At 73.5% G+C, this 1,153-nt stretch carries 1 protein-coding gene and 1 pseudogene; one reads left to right on the top strand and one right to left on the bottom strand.

Annotated elements, in window-relative coordinates; all coding sequences use genetic code 11:
* Positions 1 to 68: 68 nt before the first annotated feature.
* Positions 69 to 692: pseudogene (locus tag AOK24_RS44765) on the bottom strand (AbgT family transporter); the annotation flags it as partial.
* On the opposite strand from AOK24_RS44765, the gene AOK24_RS52450 reads away from it, so the two are divergent.
* On the top strand, positions 625 to 1,095 hold the full coding sequence (locus AOK24_RS52450) for an Lrp/AsnC family transcriptional regulator (protein ID WP_276206907.1): 471 nt from the start codon (positions 625 to 627) through the stop codon (positions 1,093 to 1,095). The pseudogene AOK24_RS44765 and the gene AOK24_RS52450 sit on opposite strands and share 68 nt — an antisense overlap.
* The last annotated feature ends 58 nt before the right edge of the window (positions 1,096 to 1,153 follow it).

Below are 1,153 nucleotides of genomic sequence, written 5' to 3' on the forward strand. Positions count from 1 at the left end.
GGGGTGTGCTGCGGGGTGGGGTGGCCGATGGCGTGCGCGGACCGGCGCGCGCCCCCGGTGTGGGCGTCTCACTCCAGCCCGATCCGCGCGCCCGGCCCGAGCGGCAGGTCGAAGCCGTAGAAGACGGCCAGGATGACGAGCCACACCGCGAGGAAGGGGACGGTGAAGATGGCGAGGCGGGAGATCAGCGTGCCGATGCGCGCGTCGGGTTCGTAGCGGCGGAGCATCGCGAGGAGGAGGAAGACGTACGGGTTCATCGGCGTGATGATCCCGGTCGCGGAGTCGCCGATGCGGAACGCGGCCTGGCTGAGCGCGGGGCTCATGCCGAGCAGCATGAAGGCGGGGACGAAGACGGGCCCGACCAGCGACCACAGGGCCGAGCCGGAGACGATGAACAGGTTCAGGCAGGCCGCGAGCAGGACGAACGCGACCAGCGCCCAGAACCCGGTGAGCCCGATCGAGTCGAGCCCGGCGGCGGCCTTCACGGCGAGCAGGATCCCGGCGTACACGGTCGACAGGGTCGGTACGACGAACACGCCGCGCTCGCCCGCGAGGTCGAGGGCGCGGTCGTCGAGGCCGTACCCGTGCTCGACGCTGGTGACGCCCCCTCGGATCGCGTTGAGGATGCCCGCGTTGCCCTGCGCGTGCGCGGCGACGGGCCGACCGCCGTGCCGGCGCGCCTCGTCGGCGACGGGGGTGAGTCCGACGACGTTGCGGCGCCGGGTGCGTTCGCTGCTGGCCTCGCGGCTGCATCTGCGGTGTGATCTGGCCCGGCCGCTGTCGGGGTGGCCGTTGTCGGCGGTCTACTTCGCGTCCGTGCCGGCGCCGTACGTGGAGCGGACGACGCGGGTGCTGGCCGGGGTGCGGGAGGTGCGGATGTGCGCGATCACGGCGGGGCCGGCCAATCTCCTGGTCGATGTGTGGCTGCGGGATCTGCGGGATGTGCACGTCTTCGAGGCGTATGTGGCGGGGAAGCTGCCCCGGCTGACGGTGGTGGACCGGTCGGTGGTGCTGCGGACGGTGAAGCACATGGGGCGGCTGCTGGACCGGGGCGGGCGGTGTGTGGGGGTGGTGCCGTGGCGAAGTCGGGCGTGATGCCGGGTGGGGGGCCCGGCGGCCGGGTCCCGGGTGGTCGGGGGGGCGCTTCCGGTGG

Source organism: Streptomyces niveiscabiei (genome assembly GCF_001419795.1).
Taxonomy (GTDB): domain Bacteria; phylum Actinomycetota; class Actinomycetes; order Streptomycetales; family Streptomycetaceae; genus Streptomyces; species Streptomyces niveiscabiei.